Raw genomic sequence first — 3,047 nt, 5'->3', positions numbered from 1 at the left:
AATACCAGATTGGCCAAGCCATTTAAGTGGACTTACAAAGCTCGGCCATTGGTAGCATAGAGGGGATGGATATTAGAGCTTGGCACCACTAGGAGCCTGTCGAACCTAAAACAATTTCGGCCTAAAATCCAGAAAATTCTGACTCGCCCTACTGAACTTTATGCTCGAAAGCATAAGTCCGCCAGACTCCTAGTTGATATGACTTGCCACCGCCAATGATGAAAACCGGATAGGTACCCATTGCCAGACCCCCATTAAGAGCCAACCGTAACGAAAAACAGGCAACGCTTCCCACGGGGATTGATTATCACAAAGGATCATGAACAGCTTTTTATAAAAAGCGACTGGGATGATTTGAAATAAATGATCTAAAAAACAGTGGATTCTAGCTCATAACTCTTACGGAAGTCTTATATTTTGATGTGTTGGTTATATTATTTTTTATTCTATCTGTCTCATTGTTGAAAGCTATTTATCAGATTTTAATTGACTGCTAAATCAAAAAAATAGTCTATTTTTAGACAATTACGCGTTTCAAATGAGATGTCAGTTATGTATTTAACATTTTTTTATATTTGTTTCATGGTGCTATCCGTGTCAGTAAGTTCAACCGTTTGCGCTGGTTCTGATTCTAACCCGCGTTTAGGTACTACCGCCATTATACTTAATTGTCCTAACGATTTAGAAAAACGTCTGGAGGCGGTAAAAGACGAAACGACACGAGAATTTTATGGGTATTGTCGAGCCATGATATTGGCAGAAGCAGAAGGCCTTACCCGTAAAGAAAGCTTTTTTAACAAGTTCAGCCATTCACCTTTATTCCATTTATTCGAGTTGTTATCCATTCGCTATTACCAAACACCTACCCTTGAAAGTTTTATTCATTACATGCTAACGGAAAAACCCGCTCAGGTTACAGAGCGCCCCTTGCTGAAAACCATGATGAAACTGTGTAAGGCATACCCCGATATGACCATTGGTGAGATGATAAAAAAGGTAGAAAGCCAGCAGCATAAGGATAAGGACATCAATGTTTTTCTAGACTACAAAGCCAACAGTATCAAAAAGCATCAACAAGCGTTAGCTGAAATCGGCTTAGATCAGCCTGAGAGCAGCGGGGAAACTTACGGGGAAACTTACGGGGAATCCTGCGGGGAATCCTGGTTTGACAGTTGGTTCAAACAAGCAAAACTCTCTGGTGTGATAAGTACACTGACACACCTGGCTTCTTCCCTTGTTTCCCCTTTTGGCTTACTGACGATGGCTCTGCCCTGTGGTGTGTCAGGCTTTGATTGTTTAAATGGTACCAAGATTAGTGATACTCAAGTCTGCGATGGCAGTAATGATTGCGTTTATGGGAGAGATGAAAAGGCCTCAAAATGCTGTGCTGGCCCTGTTGATCCTGTTACCAGGCTGTGTCATAAAAAAGGCGACCCAGGCACTAAATTCTATGTTTGTCAAGACGGGCAGCAAGTCATCCGGGCACAATGGCAATGTGATGATGTTTATCAGTGCTTTGACTTTAGTGATGACCACACCGCCAACCCCAATCCCAGCTGTTTTCGTTGTAAAAATTTATTTGAGCTGATTCCCATTGTATCGTACTGCAATGGCATCGAGGACTGCAGTGACGGGAGTGATGAGACACCAAGAATATGCTGTGAAAATTCGAGGCAGTGGGTTAATGCTACGGATCGGTTGTGTGATAAAAGAGGAGATCCTGACACTAAACTCTATGTTTGTCGAAACGAGCAAGTCATCCGGGCACAATGGCGATGTGATGGTGTTAATCAGTGCGAGGACTCTAGTGATGAGCACACCACCGGTGTCAATCCTCCCTGTTTTCGATGTGGCAATGGTACGCTGATTCCCCGCGGAGACCTGCTCTGTAATGGCGCTGACAATTGCGTTGACGGGAGTGATGAGCGCACTGGCGGTATGAACCCTCCCTGTTTTCGATGTAACAATAGTCAGTTGATTCGCAGTGACATGGCCTGCAATGGCAATAGCACTTGCCAGGATGGGAGTGATGAGCAAGCATTGGGATGTTGTGAAAATGTGGGGCAGTGGGTTAACGGTACGGCCGGGCTGTGTGATAAAAAAGGAAACCCCGGCACCAGGTTACATATCTGTAAAGATGGGCAAGTCATACCGGCACAAAGGCGCTGTGATGGTGTCAGTCACTGCCATGACCACAGTGATGAGCGCACCAGCGGTATGAATCCTCTTTGCTTTCAATGCGACGATGGTCAGCTGGTTGGTAGTGACGTGTCCTGCGATGGTTATAGGGATTGCCGTGACGGGAGTGATGAGCTGACGTGTTATAAGCCCCATACGACGCCTTCTGGCAATACTACTTATTACGGTAATTTCACTGATATTACCAATTCTACGAGTATGGGTAATTTCACTGATATTACCAACTCTACTGATATTACTGACTCTCCTGATACTGACAATACCGGCGCTATTTTGTCCACAAGCCTGATAGCAGTTGGCGCTACCGCAGCAGGGCTCTTCGCGACCTATTATGTTGTCATGCTGGTCAAACACAAAGATAAAATAGATTCAGAAGGTAAGTTGAGGTGGCTGGTTTCTCCTGTTACCGAACCCTGCAAAGCCTTGCTCCGTAGGTGTGGCTATCACCGGGTTGATAAAAGTCCTTTTAATTTGGAACCCATTGTAATTGGTGAGTTGTAATATTGCTAAGTTGTAATATTAATCTTTCGTCGTTTAATCGTAAGCGGAATATACCAAGGTATCGACTGTTGATGAGTATCTTGATAACGGTCTGAAAAACGCCGCGCGTCCTATCTGTTAGCAGCCTGTCGGACGGATAGTCACAGGCTGCCTGTTGAGTAACTTTCGCTTCTGTCAGTCTCAGACGCCCCTGCCTGGTTTCTGAGACTGACCATTTTAAACAACACGATTTCCGTATTCTTTATTCATTTTATTCCCTAGGAGGCTGTCCGAGAATAGACTGCCCTACTGCGGTGGCAGCAAATTGGTCTAAAAAGTCGGAAATTTTTAGCAAATAGAACCACTAT

At 44.3% G+C, this 3,047-nt stretch carries 1 protein-coding gene; it reads left to right on the top strand.

Translation table 11 applies throughout. The features are described from left to right. The first annotated feature begins 594 nt into the window (after nt 1-594). Entirely contained in the window at nt 595-2,700 is a 2,106-nt protein-coding gene (locus V4C51_RS17515) for a hypothetical protein (protein WP_330927462.1), read from the top strand. Nucleotides 2,701-3,047 lie beyond the last annotated feature (347 nt).

This window comes from Candidatus Sororendozoicomonas aggregata (genome assembly GCF_031528575.1).
Lineage (GTDB): Bacteria > Pseudomonadota > Gammaproteobacteria > Pseudomonadales > Endozoicomonadaceae > Endonucleibacter > Endonucleibacter aggregata.
The sequence above is the reverse complement of the archived record's forward strand: the minus strand, read 5'-3'. Positions and strand labels throughout refer to the sequence as shown.